The organism is Stenotrophomonas sp. 28608_Sma, assembly GCF_056486185.1.
This window is the reverse complement of the sequence record NZ_CM151308.1, coordinates 4,346,766-4,365,194: the sequence shown is the minus strand read 5'-3', so window position 1 is coordinate 4,365,194 and position 18,429 is coordinate 4,346,766. Positions and strand designations below refer to the sequence as shown.

At 66.4% G+C, this 18,429-nt stretch carries 18 protein-coding genes; 11 read left to right on the top strand and 7 right to left on the bottom strand.

Annotated features, from left to right (window positions below; genetic code table 11):
* The first annotated feature begins 71 nt into the window (after positions 1-71).
* The 3 genes from glmS to ACZLHH_RS20590 all read left to right on the top strand — a co-directional run bounded on the left by glmS (position 72) and on the right by ACZLHH_RS20590 (position 3,511).
* Positions 72-1,910 carry a glutamine--fructose-6-phosphate transaminase (isomerizing) gene (gene glmS / locus ACZLHH_RS20600; protein WP_049399202.1) on the top strand — a complete coding sequence of 613 codons (1,839 nt, stop codon included), beginning with the start codon at positions 72-74 and terminating at the stop codon, positions 1,908-1,910.
* A gap of 293 nt (positions 1,911-2,203) precedes the next feature.
* Positions 2,204-2,665: a DUF2846 domain-containing protein gene (locus ACZLHH_RS20595; RefSeq protein ID WP_049399205.1), complete on the top strand. Its 462-nt coding sequence runs from the start codon at positions 2,204-2,206 to the stop codon at positions 2,663-2,665.
* A 414-nt stretch (positions 2,666-3,079) separates the two neighbouring features.
* Complete coding sequence (locus ACZLHH_RS20590) at positions 3,080-3,511, top strand: CBS domain-containing protein (protein WP_006394252.1); 432 nt, start codon at positions 3,080-3,082, stop codon at positions 3,509-3,511.
* Positions 3,512-3,578: 67 nt separating this feature from the next.
* Here the strand turns inward: ACZLHH_RS20590 and ACZLHH_RS20585 are convergent, their stop codons facing one another.
* Entirely contained in the window at positions 3,579-4,007 is a 429-nt protein-coding gene (locus tag ACZLHH_RS20585; RefSeq protein ID WP_049399207.1) for a VOC family protein, read from the bottom strand.
* Positions 4,008-4,099: 92 nt separating this feature from the next.
* Positions 4,100-4,618 carry a lactoylglutathione lyase gene (gene gloA / locus ACZLHH_RS20580; protein ID WP_180844698.1) on the bottom strand — a complete coding sequence of 173 codons (519 nt, stop codon included), beginning with the start codon at positions 4,616-4,618 and terminating at the stop codon, positions 4,100-4,102.
* Positions 4,619-4,740: 122 nt separating this feature from the next.
* On the opposite strand from gloA, the gene ACZLHH_RS20575 reads away from it, so the two are divergent.
* Positions 4,741-5,853, top strand: a complete 1,113-nt coding sequence (locus ACZLHH_RS20575; protein ID WP_478478733.1) for a PLP-dependent cysteine synthase family protein — start codon at positions 4,741-4,743, stop codon at positions 5,851-5,853.
* 69 nt (positions 5,854-5,922) lie between these two features.
* Here the strand turns inward: ACZLHH_RS20575 and ACZLHH_RS20570 are convergent, their stop codons facing one another.
* A complete protein-coding gene (locus ACZLHH_RS20570) occupies positions 5,923-6,327 on the bottom strand; it encodes a hypothetical protein (protein WP_180844696.1) in 405 nt (134 codons plus the stop codon).
* 170 nt (positions 6,328-6,497) lie between these two features.
* Here ACZLHH_RS20570 and ACZLHH_RS20565 point away from each other — a divergent pair, with 170 nt between their 5' ends.
* Positions 6,498-8,528 carry a M3 family metallopeptidase gene (locus ACZLHH_RS20565; RefSeq protein WP_180844695.1) on the top strand — a complete coding sequence of 677 codons (2,031 nt, stop codon included), beginning with the start codon at positions 6,498-6,500 and terminating at the stop codon, positions 8,526-8,528.
* Positions 8,529-8,680: 152 nt separating this feature from the next.
* Here ACZLHH_RS20565 and ACZLHH_RS20560 read toward each other — a convergent pair whose 3' ends face one another.
* Together ACZLHH_RS20560 and ACZLHH_RS20555 are read right to left on the bottom strand one after the other, a co-directional pair.
* Complete coding sequence (locus ACZLHH_RS20560; protein ID WP_180844694.1) at positions 8,681-9,484, bottom strand: SDR family oxidoreductase; 804 nt, start codon at positions 9,482-9,484, stop codon at positions 8,681-8,683.
* Positions 9,481-10,047: a DUF1415 domain-containing protein gene (locus tag ACZLHH_RS20555; RefSeq protein WP_032129027.1), complete on the bottom strand. Its 567-nt coding sequence runs from the start codon at positions 10,045-10,047 to the stop codon at positions 9,481-9,483. The genes ACZLHH_RS20560 and ACZLHH_RS20555 overlap by 4 nt, the downstream gene beginning before the upstream one ends.
* A gap of 193 nt (positions 10,048-10,240) precedes the next feature.
* Between ACZLHH_RS20555 and ACZLHH_RS20550 the strand changes: the two genes are divergently transcribed.
* The 3 genes from ACZLHH_RS20550 (at position 10,241) to ACZLHH_RS20540 (ending at position 14,104) form a co-directional block, all read left to right on the top strand.
* Entirely contained in the window at positions 10,241-11,707 is a 1,467-nt protein-coding gene (locus ACZLHH_RS20550; protein ID WP_180844693.1) for a benzaldehyde dehydrogenase, read from the top strand.
* Positions 11,708-11,724: 17 nt separating this feature from the next.
* The gene (locus ACZLHH_RS20545) at positions 11,725-12,852 is read left to right on the top strand and encodes an NAD(P)-dependent alcohol dehydrogenase (protein ID WP_049399218.1); all 1,128 of its coding nucleotides are present in this window, start codon (positions 11,725-11,727) and stop codon (positions 12,850-12,852) included.
* Between the two features lie 157 nt (positions 12,853-13,009).
* Positions 13,010-14,104 carry a helix-turn-helix domain-containing protein gene (locus tag ACZLHH_RS20540; protein WP_258014082.1) on the top strand — a complete coding sequence of 365 codons (1,095 nt, stop codon included), beginning with the start codon at positions 13,010-13,012 and terminating at the stop codon, positions 14,102-14,104.
* 35 nt (positions 14,105-14,139) lie between these two features.
* Here the strand turns inward: ACZLHH_RS20540 and ACZLHH_RS20535 are convergent, their stop codons facing one another.
* A complete protein-coding gene (locus ACZLHH_RS20535) occupies positions 14,140-14,622 on the bottom strand; it encodes a YajQ family cyclic di-GMP-binding protein (protein ID WP_180844691.1) in 483 nt (160 codons plus the stop codon).
* A 180-nt stretch (positions 14,623-14,802) separates the two neighbouring features.
* On the opposite strand from ACZLHH_RS20535, the gene ACZLHH_RS20530 reads away from it, so the two are divergent.
* The 3 genes from ACZLHH_RS20530 (at position 14,803) to ACZLHH_RS20520 (ending at position 17,593) form a co-directional block, all read left to right on the top strand.
* On the top strand, positions 14,803-15,699 hold the full coding sequence (locus ACZLHH_RS20530) for a DMT family transporter (RefSeq protein WP_107433295.1): 897 nt from the start codon (positions 14,803-14,805) through the stop codon (positions 15,697-15,699).
* A 200-nt stretch (positions 15,700-15,899) separates the two neighbouring features.
* On the top strand, positions 15,900-16,907 hold the full coding sequence (locus ACZLHH_RS20525) for a methionine ABC transporter ATP-binding protein (protein WP_032129022.1): 1,008 nt from the start codon (positions 15,900-15,902) through the stop codon (positions 16,905-16,907).
* The gene (locus tag ACZLHH_RS20520) at positions 16,904-17,593 is read left to right on the top strand and encodes a methionine ABC transporter permease (RefSeq protein WP_032129021.1); all 690 of its coding nucleotides are present in this window, start codon (positions 16,904-16,906) and stop codon (positions 17,591-17,593) included. Before ACZLHH_RS20525 ends, ACZLHH_RS20520 begins: the two co-directional genes overlap by 4 nt.
* Before the next feature lie 121 nt (positions 17,594-17,714).
* Here ACZLHH_RS20520 and ACZLHH_RS20515 read toward each other — a convergent pair whose 3' ends face one another.
* A complete protein-coding gene (locus ACZLHH_RS20515) occupies positions 17,715-18,317 on the bottom strand; it encodes a lipocalin family protein (protein ID WP_010481371.1) in 603 nt (200 codons plus the stop codon).
* Positions 18,318-18,429 lie beyond the last annotated feature (112 nt).

Below are 18,429 nucleotides of genomic sequence, written 5' to 3'. Positions count from 1 at the left end.
TAAGCGGACAGGAGGGGGAGCGCGGGCCCGCAGGCTAGAATGCGGCGATCGTCTTCAAGGAAACGCGTGACATGTGTGGAATCGTGGGTGCGATCGCTGATCGCGACGTAGTGCCGGTGCTGATCGAAGGCCTGAAGCGCCTTGAGTACCGTGGTTACGATTCCTCGGGCATCGCGGTGATCGACCATGCCGAACGGCCGGATGTGCGCCGCGTGCGTCGTACCGGCCGTGTGTCGGAAATGGCCACTGCGGCCGAGGCCGAGGGCTTCAATGCAGTGCTGGGCATCGGCCACACCCGCTGGGCCACCCACGGTGGTGTCACCGAGGCCAACGCGCATCCGCACATCAGCCACGGCGTGGCGCTGGTGCACAACGGCATCATCGAAAATCACGAGGAGCAGCGCGAGAAGCTGCGTGCCCTGGGTTACACCTTCGAGTCGCAGACCGACACCGAAGTCATCGCGCACCTGATCCATCACCACCTGAAGGACGGCGACGACCTGCTGGTGGCGCTGCAGCATACGGTGAAGGAGCTGACCGGTGCCTACGCACTGGCCGTGGTCAGCCGCGCCGAGCCGGAACGCTTCGTCTGCGCGCGCATGGGCTGCCCGCTGCTGATCGGCCTGGGCGAGGGCGAGAACTTCGTGGCGTCCGACGTTTCGGCGGTGATCTCGGCCACCCGCAAGGTGATCTTCCTGGAAGAGGGCGACACCGCCGAAATCCGCCGCGACGGCGTGCGCATCTTCGATGAGCATGACCAGCCGATCGAGCGCGAGGTGCACCTGTCCGACGTATCGCTGGCATCGCTGGAGCTGGGCCCGTACCGCCACTTCATGCAGAAGGAAATCCACGAGCAGCCGCGCGCGCTGGGCGACACCATCGAGGCAGCGATCGACGCCGGTGGTTTCCCGGCCGAACTGTTCGGCAAGAATGCCGAGGCCGTGCTGTCAGGCATCGAAGGCGTGCAGATCATCGCCTGCGGCACCAGCTATTACGCCGGCCTGACCGCGCGCTACTGGATCGAAGCCATCGCCGGCCTGCCGTGCAGCGTGGAGATTGCCAGCGAGTACCGCTACCGCGCCGCCTATGCGAACCCGAAGCATCTGATCGTCACCATCTCCCAGTCCGGCGAAACGCTGGATACGATGGAGGCGCTGAAGTACGCCAAGTCGCTTGGCCACAAGCACACGCTGTCGATCTGCAACGTGCCGGAAAGCGCGATTCCGCGCGCCAGCGAGCTGGTCTGCTACACCCGCGCCGGCGCCGAGATCGGCGTGGCGTCGACCAAGGCCTTCACCACCCAGCTGGCCGCACTGTTCCAGCTGACCGTGGTGCTGGGCAAGCTGCATGGCCGCATCGACGCGGCGCAGGAGGCGGACTACCTGGAGCAGCTGCGCTTCCTGCCGGGCAGCGTGCAGCACGCGCTGAACATGGAGCCGCAGATCGCCGCCTGGGCCGAGCGTTTCGCCCGGAAGAGCAGCGCGCTGTTCCTGGGTCGTGGCCTGCATTACCCGATCGCGCTGGAAGGCGCGCTCAAGCTCAAGGAAATCTCCTACATCCACGCCGAGGCCTATCCGGCGGGCGAGCTGAAGCATGGCCCGCTGGCGCTGGTGGACGAGGACATGCCGGTAGTGGTGATCGCGCCCAACGACAGCCTGCTGGAGAAGGTGAAGTCGAACATGCAGGAAGTACGCGCGCGCGGCGGCGAGCTGTTCGTGTTCGCCGACCAGGACAGCAACTTCAACGAGTCCGAAGGCGTGCATGTGATCCGTACGCCGCGCCATGCCGGCGTGCTCAGCCCCATCGTGCACACCATCCCGGTGCAGCTGCTGGCCTACCACACCGCGCTGGCGCGCGGCACTGACGTGGACAAGCCGCGCAACCTGGCCAAGAGCGTGACGGTGGAGTAACTCCGGGCAGATCCGCTGGCATCGCAGACGAGGGCGGCCCGACGGGTCGCCCTTTTTTCATGCCGGCATGGCATTCTCTGCACCCGAATCGGCGCATCACGGAGGATGCCTGTGCCACGCTGCAGTGCGGCGATCCATGCAATGCAGAGCGCAGCAGGCGAACCCGGAGGCGTCCGCATGTCCCGGCCGGGCCATGCCGGGAACCCATTTCACTGCTGGCAGTCCACACCCGCAACGGGTGTGCGTAGCCATGTCCATTCCGCGCGCGATGGCGCGCATTACAGGGGCTGTAGATGAAAAAGCTGCATGGAGTCGCGTTGGCAATGGCAATCAGTGCGCTGTCCGGTTGCGCGACTGTGCCTATGACCGAGAAGAGCGTGGTTGATACGGCGAAGACCTTCCCGGCACCGCAGGACGGCAAGTCCGGGGTGTATGTGTTCCGCAACAGCTTCGTCGGCAAGGCACTGAAAAAAGACGTCCTGATCGACGGAGAGTGCTTGGGCGAAACCGCCGACAAGGTGTTCTTCTATACCCAGGTCACGGGTGACAAGGAGCATGTGATCTCCACTGAGTCGGAGTTCTCGCCCAACGACATCAAGCTATTTACCGAAGCCGGTCGCAACTACTTCATCCAGCAGTCGATCAAGATGGGCGTTTTCGTAGGCGGCGCCAAGTTGACGGTGGTGCCGGAAGCTGAAGGCCGCAGCCAGGTGATGCAACTGAAAATGGCCCAGAACGGTCGTTGCTCGAAGTAGGGGAAGGTGGCCGGCGGGGCGAGATGCTCCGCCGGCCGGACCACAAGTGGGACAGCAACCGGGTGTTCTGTCCGCTGTCGGCAGCAGGCAATCAATCTTTAATGCGCGGCATCGCCTGTATTCAGCGGCGGTTTCAGCCGCGGTGCCATTCTCTGGATCGTCAGTTGGTTCCTACGACGAACTGTCCTATCGATGCCGGTAGTGACCGATGGTCGCAGTCGTAGAATCGATTTGACCGAGGGCCGGGTTGAGCGGTTGAACCCACCTCGTTCGCGTTGCAGCACGTCGTCTGCCGATCCATTTCCACCGGCAGCCGGGTGCGCCAGACGTGCGCTGAAAGGTCTGTTCCCGGGGAGGGGGCGTATCGGAAGAGCACACTTTTTTGACTTCAGTGACCTGCACCAGGAAACAAGAATGAACGTCCGCGAACTCCTGCAATCCAAGAAAGAAGCTGTCATCACCATCGACGCCGAAGACACGATCGGTGCCGCCGCCCACAAGATGAGCGCGAACAAGATCGCTGCGCTGGTGGTGATGAAGGACGATGCCCCGGTCGGCATCATTTCCGAGAAGGACATCGTGCGCACCCTGGCCGACGACGGCCCGCAGGCCGGCCGCCGGGTGATTTCCAGCCTGCCGTCCACCGGCCTGGAAGGCATTGCGCCGGAAGCGACCCTGAAGCAGGCCATGTCGCTGATGACATACTCGCGGCGCCGTCATCTGATGGTCACCGAAGGCACCCTGCTGGTGGGCATCCTCAGCCTGGGCGACATCGTGAAGAACCTGCTGGGCGAGCTGGAGCTGGAAAAGGCCGTGCTGCAGGACATCTACATGGCCGCCCACTGAGGGCTGGACCCTTGGATGCAGAGAAGCCGGGCATTGCCCGGCTTCTTCGTTCACGGCTTCGGTGATATCAGAAAGTGACCTTCACCGAATCGGCACTGTAGTTCGCCGGACCGTGATAGACCACTTCGATGTTGTTGCCATCCGGATCGAGCACGAAGGCGCCGTAGTAGCCGGGATGGTAGGGGCGCTCGCCGGGTGCGCCGTTGTCCTTGCCTCCGGCGGCGATCGCGGCGGTATGGAAGGCATCGACGGTGGCGCTGTCGCGGGCCTGGAAGGCCAGATGGTGGCGCCCGGTCAGCTGGCCGGCGGCGGCCTCGCTGCTGGCGCTGGAAATGAACAGCTCATCGGCCCAGAAGAAGTCCGGCCCTTCGCCGCCCAGGGGCACGCCGATGGTGTCGAACACCGCCTGGTAGAAGCGGCGGCTGGCTGCCAGGTCACGCACCACCAGCTGCAGATGGTCGATCAAGCGCCCGCGGTGCAGTTCCATCGTTTCCATACGAACCTCGCAAAAAAGGGGACGGAGGGGATTAAGTCACTTCCAGCCAATAGTGCCAGAAACGACTTAATCCCCTCCGTCCCCTTTTTGGGTCAGACGTTGGAGATGATCTCGACCCAGTAGCCGTCCGGGTCCTTGATGAAGGCCAGGTTCTTCATGCGGCCGTCGGTCAGGCGCTTCTGGAAGGTCACGCCCAGGTCCTCGAAGCGCTGGCAGGCGGCTTCGATGTCCGGCACCGACACGCAGATGTGGCCGAAGCCGCGCGGGTCGCTGTTGCCATCGTGGTAGACCGTGCCGTCCTGGGTTTCGGTGCCGTGGTTATGGGTCAGTTCCAGCACGCCCGGCAGGCCGGCCATCCACACGCGGCGCTGGCTGTCGTCTTCCGGCACCACCGCGCCGGCCGGTACGTAGGCCAGGAAGTACAGGCTGAACTGGGCGTCCGGGAAGTCGCGCTTGTCGATCAGCTGGTAGCCGAGCACGCGGGTGTAGAAGTCCAGCGAGGCGGTGATGTCCTTCACCCGCAGCATGGTGTGGTTGAACACGAAGCCGGTGGTTTCGGCCGGGGCCTGGGCGGCGACGCCGGGGACATCGCGCAGGGCGGGAATGGTCATGGGGGAGGTCCTTCAGACAGGGCCGTTGCTGGCCGGATGGGGCCATTCTACCGGCCGTCACCTGACGGCACCGCGACGTACAATGGGCGGATCGCACCGTTCCGTTCTGAGCATTGCCCGCCATGTCGCAGCGTGAATGGGTGGCTGCCGCCATCCGCAAGATCGAAGCCGATTTCAACCGTTCCGCCGATACCCACCTGATCCCGCTGGCGCTGCCCGGGTTCGCGGGCATCGATGTGTACCTGAAGGATGAATCGAGCCATCCCACCGGCAGCCTGAAACACCGGCTGGCGCGCTCGCTGTTCCTGTATGCGTTGACCAACGGCTGGCTGCGCGAAGGACGGCCGGTGATCGAGGCTTCCAGCGGGTCGACGGCAGTGTCCGAGGCCTATTTCGCGCGCCTGCTGGGGGCGCCGTTCATTGCGGTGATTCCGGCCACGACCTCCCCAGAGAAGATTGCGGCCATCGAGTTCCACGGGGGCCGCTGCCACCTGGTCGAGCGCGCCTGCGAACTCAACGGTGAATCGGAGAAGCTGGCCCGCGAAACCGGTGGCCACTTCATGGACCAGTTCACCTATGCCGAGCGTGCCACCGACTGGCGCGCCAACAACAACATTGCCGAGTCCATCTTCAAGCAGATGGCCGAGGAGCCCAGCCCGGTTCCGGAATGGATCGTGTGCAGCCCCGGTACCGGCGGTACCGCAGCGACGCTGGGCCGCTATGTCAGCTACCGCCGGCATGACACCCGCATCCTTTGCGCGGACCCGGAAGTGTCGGTGTTCTTCGATGGCTATCAGGCTGCCGTGGCCAGCCAGCAGGACTGGCGCGGCCTGACCTGCAGCGGCGGTTCGCGCGTGGAAGGCATCGGCCGGCCGCGGGTGGAGCCGAGTTTCATCCCGACCAGCGTCGATGCGATGGTGAAGGTGCCCGATGCACTGAGCCTGGCCGCGATGCGCCATGTCAGCCGCCAGCTCGGTCGACGCGTGGGTGGCTCCACCGGCACCAACTTCATCGGCGTGCTGCAGGCCGCGCAGTGGATGCGTGAGGCGGGCCACCAGGGCAGCATTGTCAGCATCCTGTGCGACAGTGGCGAGCGCTACGCGCAGAGCTACTACGACCCGGCGTGGTACGCGCGGCAGGGCATCGATGTCGACGGCGCCGATGCACAGCTGGCAGCGGCGGTGGCCGGGCAGGGGCTGCCGGAACTGCCGTGGTGCAGCCTGGAAGCGTTGTAGAGCCCTTGTAGAGTCGAGCCATGCTCGACTCCGGGAAAGAGCCGTCGAGCATGGCTCGACGCTACAGATTCAGTACCCCGCCGCGGTGAACGCATCCAGTACTGCATCGCGCAGCGCATCGGGCAAGGCCTCGATGTCCATCGCGCGATCATCCAGATGCAGGCTCGGGTCCAGGATGCTGGCACGGCCCTGGGCCAGCGCCTGCAGCCACAGCAGCAGGCAGATCACGAACTCGCGCTCATGGCCCAGCCGCAGTTGGCTGGCGCCGCGCTCGATCACCTCGAACGGGTACCACTCCTGGGCATCGTTGAGCATGCCGCCCTGCTGCAGCACTGCCTGCAGTTGCTGCAGGTGACGCGGGGCGTCGTCGCCGGCATCGCACAATGCGGCGATCCAGGTCAGTTCGGCCGGGCTGGCGGACAATGCCAGTGACCGGGCCGGTGAGGCGGATGCAACTGCAGCCAGACCTTCCATGTAGGGCCTCGTTCGGTGCGTACCGCTGCGGACTCCCCCGCAGCCAGAGCTTCAGCGCGGGACCGTAAGGCCGACGTGAATGCCAGGCCGTGCCCCCTTGTCAGCCCCGCCTGCCAGCGCCATATCCTGCATGCTGCCCGCCCGCCGGGCCCGTACCCTGGAGATCTACCGTGACCGTTGCCAACCCCCTGCTCGATTTTTCCGGCCTGCCGCGCTTCGAGGCCATCCGCCCCGAGCACGTGGCGCCGGCGCTGGACGTGCTGCTGGCCGAGGCCGAAGCCGCCGTCAGCGCGGCCGAGCAGGTGCAGCCGGTGCGCTGGGAGACCTTTGTGGCCCCGCTGGATGATGCCACCGAGCGCCTGTGGCGCGCCTGGGGCCTGGTCGGCCACCTGCAGGGCGTGGTCAACACCCCGGAACTGCGCGAGGCCTACAACAGCAACCTGCCGCGGGTGACCCGCTTCGCCAGCGCGCTCAGCCAGAACCTGGCGTTGTACCGGCAGTACCAGACCCTGGCCGCCAGCACCGAGGCGGCGCGCTTCGACGAGGCCCAGCGCAAGGTGCTGGACAACACGCTGCGTGACTTCCGCCTCGGCGGCGCCGAGCTGGCGCCGGAGGCGCAGCAGCGCTTCGCGGCGATCAAGGAAGAACTGTCGGCGCTGTCGGCGAAGTTCTCGCAGAACGTTCTTGACGCTACCGATGCCTGGTCGCTGATCGTCGAGGACGAAGCGCGATTGAAGGGCCTGCCGGAAGACGTGAAGGCCGCCGCGCATGCCGCAGCACAGAAGGACGGCAAGTCTGGCTGGAAACTGACCCTGCAGATGCCGTGCTACCTGCCGGTGCAGACCTGGGGTGAGGACCGCGACCTGCGCGAGATCCTGTACCGTGCCAGCGCACAGCGTGCGTCCGAATTCGGCGATGACACGCTGGACAACAGCGGCAACATCGACCGCATCCTCGCCCTGCGCGCGGAACTCGCCGCACTGCTCGGCTTCGGTTCGTATGGTGATTATTCGGTGGCGACCAAGATGGCGCAGGACCCGGCCGAGGTGCTCGGTTTCCTGCGTGACCTGGCCTCGCGCGCCAAGCCGTTCGCGGCCAAGGACCGTGCTGAACTGGAACAGTTCGCACGCGAGCAACTCGGTATCGACAGCCTGCAGGCTTGGGACCTGGCATTCGCTGCCGATCGCCTGAAGCAGGCGCGTTACAGCTATTCCGAACAGGAAGTGAAGCAGTACTTCACCGAACCGAAGGTGCTGGGCGGCCTGTTCTCGGTAATCGAGCAGCTGTACGGCCTGCGCGTGCAGGAGGACAGCGCGCCGGTGTGGCACGAGGATGTGCGCTTCTTCCGCCTGGTCGATGCGCAGGGTGCGCTGGTGGGCCAGTTCTACCTGGACCTGTACGCGCGCGAAGGCAAGCGCGGTGGCGCGTGGATGGATGATTGCCGTAACCGCCGCGAGCGTGCCGACGGCAGCGTGCAGACGCCGCTGGTCTACCTGGTGTGCAACTTCGGCCGAGGTGCCAATGGCAAGCCGGCTACCTTCAGCCACAATGAAGTGACCACCCTGTTCCATGAAATGGGCCACGGCCTGCATCAGCTGCTGACCCGCATCGGCGAACTGGGTGTGGCCGGCATCAACGGCGTGGAATGGGACGCGGTGGAGCTACCCAGCCAGTTCATGGAGAACTTCTGCTGGGAATGGGAGCACCTGCAGGCGATGACCGCACGTGTGGACAGTGGCGAGCCGCTGCCGCGCGCGCTGTACGAGCGCATGCTGGCTGCACGCAACTTCCACAGCGGCATGGCCACCGTTCGCCAGCTGGAGTTCGGTCTGTTCGACATGCTGCTGCACAGCCAGTTCGAGCCGGCGCAGGACAGCGTTCTGGCACTGCTCGATCGTGTGCGCGCGGAAGTGGCGGTGAACCACCCGCCGGTCTGGAACCGCTTCCCGCATCAGTTCAGCCACATCTTCGCCGGCGGCTACGCAGCCGGTTACTACAGCTACAAGTGGGCCGAGGTGCTGAGCGCCGATGCCTATGCGGCGTTCGAGGAGGCGCCGCAGGCGCTGGCTGAAACCGGCGCGCGCTTCCGCGAAGAGATCCTGTCGCGCGGTGGCAGCCGCCCGGCGGCGGAGAACTTCAAGGCCTTCCGCGGCCGCGCGCCTCAGATCGACGCGCTGCTGCGCCACTCGGGCATGGCGTAAGGTGTTTGGTAGGTGCCAACCTTGGTTGGCACGTTACCGTTATCCACGCATGGCGTGGATCTACCGGAATGTTCGGACATGGCGTAACGCCTTGGTTGGCGAAAAGCCCAGGCCAACCAAGGTTGGCCTCTACCGGGCGTCGCGCCTTGGGGTCATTCGGCGTAGATCATCTTCCGGGTCATGCCGCCGTCCACGATGAAGTCCTGGCCGGTGGTGAAAACGGACAGCGACGACAGCAGGTACACCGCCAGTGCACCGATGTCTTCGGGGCGGCCGACCCGGCCGACCGGGTGTTGCGCATGGTCGATGGCTGAGTATTCCGGCGCGTGGCGCCGTGAGGGTGCCTGCCACGCAGTGGTGCCGATCCAGCCGGGGCTGATGCTGTTCACCCGCACCGCCGGGCCGGCGCTGATCGCAAGTGCATGGGTGAAGGCCACCAGCCCACCCTTGGCTGCCGCGTAGGCTTCGCTGTGTGCTTCGGATTGCCAGGCGCGGGTGGAGGCGATGTTGATGATCGCACCGGCGGCGCTGGCGATCAGTGCTGGCAACGTGTGCTTGCTGCACAGGAATGCACCGTGCAGTGACGACAGCCGGCGCTGCCACTCGTCCCAGTCCATATCCTGCAACTCTGTGCCGTGTGGACCGGCGATGCCCGCGTTGTTCACCAGTCCGTCGATACGGCCGAAACGCTGCAGGGCCACGGCGATGAAGTCGCGCACGCTCGCTTCGTCGGTGATGTCCAGGCGCTGGAACGCGGCATCCTCGCCGCGCTGCCATTCCGCCAGACACGCTTCTCCGGCCTCCACGTCCAGGTCGCCGATCAGCACGCGTCCACCGGCACCAAGTACGGCCTGGGCAATACCACGGCCGATGCCGTTGGCACCGCCGGTGACCAGCACAACCTTGCCCGACAGTGGCGCGGCCGGCCATGCGGCGATCGGCGGCACCGTGCTCACGTCAGGTCTTCGCCGCGCAGGCGGCGATGCCAGCCGTCCACACCGATGCGGTCCAGGGTCTGGATGTTGCGCTCGACGATCACGTCCGGGTCCGGATAGACATCCACCGCGCGTGCCACGCTGTCTTCGCGCAGCAGGTGCAGGGTGGGGAAGGGTGCGCGGTTGGTGTAGTTGCTGGCGTCGTCCGCGGCCACGCCATCGAACTGGTAGTCCGGGTGGAAGCTGGCCACCTGCAGGATGCCCTGCAGGTCCAGTGCCTCGATCGCCGCATCGGCGTTGTCGAGGAAATCGTTGTAGTCGAGGAAATCGGTCAGCACCTGCGGATGCACGATCAGCGTCGTGTCGATCTGCTCGGCCGGCGTATCGCGCAGCAGCACCAGCTCCTCGGCCAGCTGTTCAACCAGCGCTTCCGGCGTGGTCGCATCGCTGAGCACGATGCGGACCTGGTCCTTCACGTACACCGCCTTGGCGAACGGGCACAGGTTCAGGCCGATGACGATGCGCTCCAGCCACAGGCGGGTGGCGGCGATCGGGTCATCGGTGGGCAGGTGGGAATCGGTCATGGCGGGCACGTGGGCTGGCGGGGCCGCCATTGTAGGCAGTGTGCCGGTGCTGCGCTGTCCACTGTGCAGGAACTGGACAGTGGCGAAGCTGGAAATTCCTGAAGATTCAAACCGTTGCGCGCTACCGATGGATGGCCGATTGCCAGTCCGGGGCGACGGGCGTGGAATGGATGCACGACACAGGAGGACACCCATGACTGCATCTTCCCCGTGGCTGCCGGACGCCCTCTGGGCCGGCGCCTTCTTTGATGGCCACTGGCAGGCTGCCCCGCAACGGCACCCGGTGATTGAACCGGCCACTGGCCGGGAGCTGGGCGAGATCGGCCTGGCCGACCCGGCGCAGATCGCGCGTTCGGCGGCTGCCGCGGCACAGGCGCAGCAGGCTTGGGCGGCGGCGCCCTACGAACAGCGTGCCGACGTGCTGCGCAAGGCCGCGCGTCTGGCCGAAGAGAACATCGACACCCTGGTCGAGTGGCTGGTGCGCGAAAGCGGCTCGACCCGCCTGAAGGCCGGCTTCGAGGCCAAGGTGACGATCAAGGCGCTGCACGAGGCCGCCGCACTGCCGTCGCGCAGCACGGGTGAGATCCTGCCCTCCGAGCCGGGCAAGCTGAATCTGTCGCGGCGCCGCCCGCTGGGTGTGGTCGGGGTCATCTCGCCGTTCAACTTCCCGCTCTATCTGGCGATGCGTGCGGTGGCCCCGGCGATCGCGCTGGGCAACGCTGTGGTTCTCAAGCCGGACCCGCGTACGGCAGTGTGTGGTGGCGCGGTGATCGCACGCCTGTTCGAGCAGGCGGGCCTGCCGGCAGGCGTGCTGCACATGCTGCCCGGCGATGGCGCGGCCGGGGCCGCGCTGACCAGCGACCCGCACGTGGCGATGATCCAGTTCACCGGTTCCACCGCCGCCGGGCGCAAGGTCGGCGAAGCGGCGGGCAAGCACCTGAAAAAGGTTTCGCTGGAGTTGGGTGGCAAGAATTCGTTGATCATCCTGGACGATGCGGACCTGGACCTGGCGGTGGCCAACACCGCGTGGGGCGTCTACCTGCACCAGGGCCAGATCTGCATGGCGACCGGCCGCGTGCTGGTGCACCGGAAGATCCACGACACGTTCCTGCAGAAACTGGTGGCCAAGGCCAACGCGCTGAAGGTAGGCGACCCGGCACGTGAGGACGTGGCGATCGGCCCGCTGATCAATGCTGGCCAGCGCGACCATGCTGCACGCGTGGTCGAGCAGGCGGTGCAGGCCGGTGCCACGCTGGAAGCGGGCGGCACGCACCGGGAGCTGTTCTTCGCACCCACCGTGCTCGGCAACGTTGCGGCCGACAATCCGGCCTTCAACGAGGAAATCTTCGCGCCGGTAGCGGTGGTGGTGCCGTTCGACGATGACGACGAAGCCGTGCGCCTGGCTAACGACAGCGAGTACGGGCTGTCGATGGCGATCGTGTCCAGCAACGTCGGCCGCGCGCTGAAGATCGGCGAGCGCCTGCGTACCGGTCTGCTGCACATCAACGACCAGACCGTGAATGACGAGGTGATCAACCCCTTCGGCGGCGTCGGCGCGTCCGGCAACGGCACCAGCATCGGTGGCCCGGCCAACGGCGAGGAGTTCACCCAGTGGCAGTGGTTGACCGTCAAGGGCGAAGCGCCCGCTTACCCGATCTGATCGAAGGAGCCATCACGATGAACGACAACAACGCAACGCGTGAGATCACCGCCGCCGTGGTACGCGGCAAGGAGCAGCCCTTCGTCATCGAGCAGGCGACGCTGCGCGGTCCCCAGGACGACGAGGTGCTGGTGAAGGTGGTGGCCACCGGCCTGTGCCATACCGACCTGATCGTGCGCGATCAGTACTATCCGGTGCCGCTGCCGGCGGTGCTGGGCCATGAGGGGGCGGGCATCGTCGAAGCGGTTGGCCCGAACGTGCGCGACCTCAAGGCGGGGGATCACGTGGTGCTGACCTACGGCGCCTGTGGTCACTGCAATCCCTGCCGGGGTGGACACGGTGCTTACTGCAGGGATTTCTTCGCCCTGAACTTCGGTGGCGATGATGGTCACGGCCATACCGCGATCACCGATGCGCAGGGCCAGCCGCTGCACGATCACTTCTTCGCCCAGTCCTCGTTTGCCACCTACGCGCTGGCCCGCGAGATCAATGCGATCAAGGTGCCTGATGACGCACCACTGGAACTGCTGGGCCCGCTGGGGTGCGGCATCCAGACCGGTGCCGGTGCGGTGCTCAACTCGCTGCAGGTGCGGTCGGGCAGCAGCTTTGCAAGCTATGGTGCCGGTGCGGTGGGCCTGAGCGCGGTGATGGCGGCCAAGGTGGCCGGGGCCACCACCATCATTGCCATCGACGTGGTGCCTTCGCGCCTGGAGCTTGCTCTGGAGCTGGGGGCCACCCACGTGGTCAACAGCCGGGAGACCGATGTGGTCGAGGCGGTGCGTGCGATCACGGGTGGGGGTGCTGACTTCGCGCTGGAATCGACCGGTCGTCCGGACGTGCTGTCCGCTGGCGTCGAGGCGCTGGGTGGGCTGGGCATGATGGGCGTGGTCGGTGCGCCGAAGCTGGGCACCACCGCCAGTTTCGATGTGAACAACCTGCTGCTCGGCGGTCGCAGCATCCGCGGCATCGTCGAGGGCGACAGTGTGCCGCAGGTGTTCATTCCGCAGCTGGTGACCCTGTTCCAGCAGGGACGCTTCCCGTTCGACAAACTGGTGAAGTTCTATCCGCTGGAACAGATCAACCAGGCCGCCGAAGACAGTACCCGTGGCATTACCCTGAAGCCGGTGCTGCGCATCGCGGCGTAGTTTCCCTTGTTGGTAGTGCCGGCCGCTGGCCTGCATGGGGCAGATCCGTTTTCCATAACGGCTCTGCCCCTTTGTTTGAACGCGTCTTGAAACGGAAACGCTTCGTTGCCGAGACGTAACATGGCGTTGCCGCTGGCGGGTGTACGCTGCGTCCATGATGGCCACGACAGTCGGGCAGCAACAACTGGTGGCGGCACGTGCCGCTTTCGCCGACGGCGATGCGCGCTTATTGGGCGTGTTGCCGCTGCCGCTGCAGCAGTCATGGCTGCGTTCGCGCGCGGCGGGCCTGCAGCCGGGGCAGGAGCCGGACTATCGGCCGCTGCTGGGCGATGGCCGCCATCTGTCCCATCCCGATGACCGGCGCCTGGCGCGTTGCGTGCAGCCGGAGCTGGAACAGCTCTGGGCGGCCTTCGGTGGGCGTGGCTGGACAATGTTCTGCGCCAACCGCGACGGCATGGTGATCGCGCAGCAGGCCCACGGGCTGGAAGATGCTCCCTTGCTGCGGCCGATCCAGGTCGGGCGACAGCTGGGCGAGACCGAGATCGGCACCACCGCGCCAGCGGTCAGCCTGGCCGACGATGTGCCGGCACTGGTGCGCGGCAACGAACACTACCTGCAGCGGTTCGCGCCGGTGTTCTGCCTGAGCGAGCCACTGCACGATCTCGACGGTCGGGTCTGCGGAGTGATCGATATCACCGGTCTTGGCGAGCGCGATCCCGCGCTGCTGCAGGGCTATTTCCGGCAGGCTGCGCTGGCTAGCGAAAATCGCTTGTTCCACAGCCTCACTGACGTGCACCTGCTGGCCGTGCAACATGATCCGCGCTGGCTGGCGTCACCGCTGCAGGGGCTGCTGGCGGTGCAGGAGGATGGCCAGCTGCGTGCAGCCAACCGCGTTGCACGGCGCCTGCTGGGCCTGCCACGGCGCGGGCCGTTGCCGCTGCTGGGTCTGGAAGCGCTGTTTGCCGGTGCCAGTGCGGCGCAACGGCGTCGGCTGCTGCAACCGGGCGCAGCGCATCGGGTCCGGCTGGGCGAGGGCAGTGCGGTCTACCTGCAGCGTCTGCAGGGGCCGCGGGGCGCGGCGCACCGGTCTACTGTGCGGAGCACCCCGGCAGATCCAGGCGCGCCGCTGCTGCGTGACCAGCAGCGTGAGGCCGCGCGTCGCGCGGCCCAGGCCGCTGACGGCAACCTCAGCCTGGCCGCACGCCAGTTGGGAATCTCGCGCACCACGCTGTACAAGCTGCTGCGCGATTGACCGCGTAGTCCACCGGGCAGGGCCCGGCGGGGGCATCAGTCGCGGAAGTTGTTGAACTGCAGCGGCAGTTCGAACTTGCCGGCCTTGAGCACGGCGATGGCGTCCTGCAGATCGTCGCGCTTCTTGCCCTGCACGCGCAGCTTGTCGCCGTTGATCTGGCTTTCCACCTTCAGCTTGGCGTCCTTCAGTGCCGCCGCGATCTTCTTGGCGATCTTCTGCTCGATGCCCTGCTTGACGGTGATCTTCTGCCGGGCCTGCGCCAGGTTGGTTTCGACATCGCCGAACTCCAGGCTGAGCACGTCGATGCCGCGCGCGGCCAGGCGTGCGCGCAGGATGTCGTTCATCTGCTTGAGCTGGAACTCGGTCGGCGCCGTCTGATTGATGACATCGCCATCGCGTTCGAACTTGGCGTCCACGCCCTTGAAGTCGAAGCGGGTGGCCAGTTCGCGGTTGGCCTGGTCGATGGCGTTGGTCAGCTCGTGGGTGTCGACTTCGGACACGACGTCGAAGGAAGGCATGGGCGGTGCTCCGCAGGATTCAGTGGTGGCCATTCTATCGCGCCGGCCCGCATGCCCGCTTTCTGTAGAGTCGAGCAAGCTCGACTCTACAAAACGGCCAGTCGAGCAAGCTCGACTCTACAAAACGGCCAGTCGAGCAAGCTCGACTCTACAAACCGGTGCTGTCGGCGATAATGGGCCATGAACGTGCAACGCTCTCCCTCGCGCGCGGTGGCCTGGATGGTCGCTGCGGTCGCCTGTTTCTCGCTGATGGATGCTGGTATGAAGCAGCTGTCGGCCAGCTATCCGACCCTGGAAGTGACCTTCCTGCGTGGGGCGGCTTCGTTGCCGTTCGTGCTGGTCTGGGTGCTGGTCAGCGCCGGCCCGCGCTCGCTGATCCCGCGCCGCTGGGGCCTGCACCTGCTGCGTGGTGGGCTGGGCATGGCGATGATCGGCTGCTTCGTGTTCGCCCTGCGTGACCTGCCGCTGTCCACCGCCTACACCATCTATTTCGTTGCCCCACTGCTGATCGCCGCGCTGTCGGTGCCGTTGCTGGGTGAGCGGGTTGGCCCGCGGCGCTGGGTGGCCATCGGCATCGGCCTGGTCGGCGTGCTGGTGGTGCTGCGGCCGGGCGTGGACGGCTTCATCTCGGTGCCGGGGTTGATGGTGCTGGCGGCGGCCACCGCCTATGCCATCGCCGCGATCACGGTCAGCCTGCTCACCCGCACCGATACCTCGCAGTCGATGGTGGTCTGGTTCCTGGTGATCATGGCCATCGGTGCCGGCCTGCTGGCCCTTCCCGGCTGGGTGCCACTGCAGTTGGCGCATGCGCCGCTGATCGCCGGCATGGGTCTGGCTGGGGCGCTGGGCCAGATTGCTCTGACCAAGGCGTTCCAGCTGGGCGAGGCCTCGATGATCGCGCCGCTGGAGTACAGCGGCCTGGTCTGGGTGATCGGCTGGGATCTGGCCTTCTGGGGCCAGCTGCCGGACAGCTATACCTGGGTGGGCGCGGCGATCATCGTCGCCTCGGGGCTGTACCTGCTGCACCGTGAGCGGGTGAACCGGCAGGAACCGCCGAAGCCGCTGGATCATCCCTGAGCCGGGGTAGTGCCGGCCGCTGGCCGGCAACTCCTTGCCCCGGAGGGATCGCTGCAGGTGCCGGCCAGCGGCCGACACTACCGGGTGCGGGCGACTTAGAACCAAAAGGAATAACATTCTGGCCCATGGCGCGGGCGCGCGACCGCCTGCGCTGGTAGGCTGCACGCCCCCTTCCGTCACCCAGCCGGTGAGCCACGCCCGTGATCGAGTTCCAGCGCCTGCACAAATCCTATGCCGTTGCCGGCCGCGCAGTCAGCGCGCTGCAGCCGCTGGACCTGACCATCGAGGCCGGTGAGGTATTCGGCATCATCGGCCATTCCGGCGCCGGCAAGTCGACCCTGATCCGCATGATCAACCGCCTGGAAGAGCCCAGCGGTGGTCGCCTGCTGATCGGTGGCGAGGATGTCACCGCACTGGACGCGGATGGCCTGCGCGCGTTGCGCCGGCGCATCGGCATGATCTTCCAGCACTTCAACCTGCTGTCGTCGCGCACGGTGGCCGGCAATGTCGCCTTCCCGCTGGAGCTGGCCGGCACGCCGAAGGCGGAGATCGACGCGCGCGTGGCCGAGCTGCTGCAGACCGTGGGCCTGGAGGCGCATGCGCAGAAGTATCCGGCGCAGCTGTCCGGTGGCCAGAAACAGCGCGTCGGCATCGCCCGCGCGCTGGCGACCCGTCCGCAGATCCTGCTCTGCGACGAGGCCACCAGTGCGCTCGACCCGCAGACCACCGCTTCGGTGCTGTCGCTGCTGTCGAAAATCAATCGCGAGCTGGGCCTGACCATCGTGCTGATCACCCACGAGATGGATGTGATCCGCCGTGTCTGCGACCGTGTCGCCGTGCTCGACGCCGGCCAGATGGTCGAGACCGGGCCGGTCACCCGGGTGTTCCTGCATCCGCAGCACCCGACCACGCGCCGTTTCGTCAGCGAATCGGAGCACGTGGACGAAGGCGCGCTGCATCGTGATTTCGATGCCGTCGGTGGCCGCATCGTGCGGCTGACCTTCCTCGGCGGAGACACCTACGAACCCCTGCTCGGCAGTGTCGCGCGGGAGACCGGGGTCGACTACAACATCCTGTCCGGCCGTATCGACCGGATCAAGGACACCCCGTATGGCCAGCTGGTGGTCGCCCTGGTGGGCGGTGACCAGTCCGCCGCGCAGGCCGCGTTCGTGGCTGCCGGCGTGCACGTTGAGGAGCTGCGTCGATGATCATCGCCACTGCCGGCGGATTCTTCCGCCACCTGGATGCGGGCAAGTGGGCCGACATCGGCCAGGCCACCATCGACACTCTGCTGATGCTGCTCGGTTCGCTGCCGCTGACCCTGGCCATCGGCCTGCCGCTGGGCGTGCTGCTGTACCTGTTCGGCGCGCCGCAGATGAAGCGCCGTCCGTTCGCCTACGGCGTGCTGGCGCTGGTGGTGAACCTGTTGCGCTCGGTGCCTTTCATCATCCTGATGATCGTGCTGATCCCGGTCACCCTGTTCCTGATGGGGACGTCGCTGGGGGTACGCGGTGCGATCGTGCCGCTGGTGATCGGTGCCGCGCCGTTCTACGCGCGCCTGGTCGAAACCGCACTGCGCGAAGTGGACCGTGGCGTGATCGAAGCGACCCAGTCGATGGGTGCCACCACCTGGCAGCTGGTCACCCGCGTGCTGCTGCCCGAGGCGCGCCCCGGCCTGATCGCCGGTGCGACGGTCACCACCGTGGCGCTGATCGGCTTCACCGCGATGGGCGGTGCGATTGGTTCCGGCGGCCTTGGTGATCTGGCGTTCCGCGATGGCTACCAGCGTTCGCACACCGACGTGGCCCTGGTTACCGTGGTCCTGCTGTTGGTTCTGGTGCAGCTGCTGCAGATGCTCGGCGACCGCCTGGTCGCGCATTACAGCCGCAAATGACGAGGCGCCGGGGCGCTGCCCCGGCGTCGCCCGGTGCATCGCGGCAGCCGGCCAGCGGCCGGCTCTACCCCATTGCCTGGAAACGGTAGTGCCGGCCGCTGGCCGGCAATCCCACCTGCAATCAACGCACGTTCGGTACTTCGTAGCCCAGCTTGCCGACCTGCTCCGGGTGCTGCGGCACGCGCTTGAGCTTGTCGGTGTTCACGCCGTACTCGTCACGCAGGCGCTCGGCCAGCTCCTTGTACAGGGCTTTGTCCATGTCCGGCGTACGCGAGAAGATCCAGGCCATTTCGCGGCCCGGGTAGCCGATCAGTGCCCACGAGTAATCCGGCGCTACTTCCAGCACCCTCGAATGGGTGGGCACCACGCGGTAGAACCAGGTGCGCCAGCCGTGGTTGCCACTGTCCGGGTCGACGCTGGCGCGGGCACGCACTTCCTGCAGCGGTTCGCCGAAGCCATCACGGTAGCGGTAGGTGATGCCGACCTTGTGCGCATCGCGCAACTCGTACTCGTTGACGCTGGCGACATGGCCACGTTCGATGAAGTTCGGTACGCGGCCGATCACGTACCAGGTACCCATGAAGCGCTTCAGGTCGATCGGTGCGTCCAGGGCAGCCGCACCAGAGGCGCTGGTACGGGGCGACGGCGGCTCACTGGCGGCCACGGCGGGGCCGGCCAGGGAAAGGGCCAGCAGCGCGGCGCAGAGCGGGCGGATCGAAGTCATGCGGGAGCGGGCTCCAGTGGGCTTGCACGCGCATGGTCGACTGTGTGCACGCGATCCGTCAATGGTGTCGCAACCTGTGAGAAGGGGGTTGCCCATGCTGTGTTGCATTGTC

Excerpts from the sequence above, each read along its gene's own strand:
- ACZLHH_RS20575 (WP_478478733.1), top strand. The coding sequence starts at position 4,741 with ATGTCGCAGCGTGAATGGGTGGCTGCCGCCATCCGCAAGATCGAAGCC.
- glmS (WP_049399202.1), top strand. The coding sequence starts at position 72 with ATGTGTGGAATCGTGGGTGCGATCGCTGATCGCGACGTAGTGCCGGTG.
- ACZLHH_RS20540 (WP_258014082.1), top strand. The coding sequence starts at position 13,010 with ATGGCCACGACAGTCGGGCAGCAACAACTGGTGGCGGCACGTGCCGCT.
- ACZLHH_RS20555 (WP_032129027.1), bottom strand. The coding sequence starts at position 10,047 with ATGACCGATTCCCACCTGCCCACCGATGACCCGATCGCCGCCACCCGC.
- ACZLHH_RS20570 (WP_180844696.1), bottom strand. The coding sequence starts at position 6,327 with ATGGAAGGTCTGGCTGCAGTTGCATCCGCCTCACCGGCCCGGTCACTG.
- ACZLHH_RS20595 (WP_049399205.1), top strand. The coding sequence starts at position 2,204 with ATGAAAAAGCTGCATGGAGTCGCGTTGGCAATGGCAATCAGTGCGCTG.
- ACZLHH_RS20530 (WP_107433295.1), top strand. The coding sequence starts at position 14,803 with ATGAACGTGCAACGCTCTCCCTCGCGCGCGGTGGCCTGGATGGTCGCT.
- ACZLHH_RS20550 (WP_180844693.1), top strand. The coding sequence starts at position 10,241 with ATGACTGCATCTTCCCCGTGGCTGCCGGACGCCCTCTGGGCCGGCGCC.
- ACZLHH_RS20590 (WP_006394252.1), top strand. The coding sequence starts at position 3,080 with ATGAACGTCCGCGAACTCCTGCAATCCAAGAAAGAAGCTGTCATCACC.
- ACZLHH_RS20535 (WP_180844691.1), bottom strand. The coding sequence starts at position 14,622 with ATGCCTTCCTTCGACGTCGTGTCCGAAGTCGACACCCACGAGCTGACC.
- ACZLHH_RS20515 (WP_010481371.1), bottom strand. The coding sequence starts at position 18,317 with ATGACTTCGATCCGCCCGCTCTGCGCCGCGCTGCTGGCCCTTTCCCTG.
- gloA (WP_180844698.1), bottom strand. The coding sequence starts at position 4,618 with ATGACCATTCCCGCCCTGCGCGATGTCCCCGGCGTCGCCGCCCAGGCC.
- ACZLHH_RS20520 (WP_032129021.1), top strand. The coding sequence starts at position 16,904 with ATGATCATCGCCACTGCCGGCGGATTCTTCCGCCACCTGGATGCGGGC.
- ACZLHH_RS20585 (WP_049399207.1), bottom strand. The coding sequence starts at position 4,007 with ATGGAAACGATGGAACTGCACCGCGGGCGCTTGATCGACCATCTGCAG.
- ACZLHH_RS20545 (WP_049399218.1), top strand. The coding sequence starts at position 11,725 with ATGAACGACAACAACGCAACGCGTGAGATCACCGCCGCCGTGGTACGC.